This window comes from Affinundibacterium seohonense (genome assembly GCF_014284305.1).
GTDB lineage: Bacteria > Pseudomonadota > Gammaproteobacteria > Burkholderiales > Burkholderiaceae_D > Undibacterium > Undibacterium seohonense.
On the sequence record NZ_JACOFW010000127.1, the window covers coordinates 1 to 255 of the forward strand.

At 45.1% G+C, this 255-nt stretch carries 1 protein-coding gene; it reads left to right on the plus strand.

Annotation, left to right across the window (positions count from 1 at the left end):
* Positions 1 to 6 precede the first annotated feature (6 nt).
* Positions 7 to 255, plus strand: a 249-nt coding sequence (locus H8K52_RS20845) for a type VI secretion system contractile sheath domain-containing protein (RefSeq protein ID WP_343044270.1), incomplete at its 3' end; no start/stop codon positions are given.

The following is a 255-nucleotide window of genomic DNA, read 5'->3' on the forward strand; positions in this document are numbered from 1 at the left end:
TTCTCAATCTATCACTGGACGGCAGCGATACATGGCATTGAAGATGGTGGGCTAGTTGAAAATTTGCCGCTCTACCAATATCAAAACATGTCAGGAATGACAGTGCAGCTATGTCCTACTACAGTACTAATCACGGATAGACGTGCGAACGAACTGACGAATCTCGGCTTCATACCGCTTTGCCACTGTAAAGGGTCAACACACGCTGCTTTTATCAGTGCAAATACCTGCTTCATACCAAAGAAGTACTTCGAC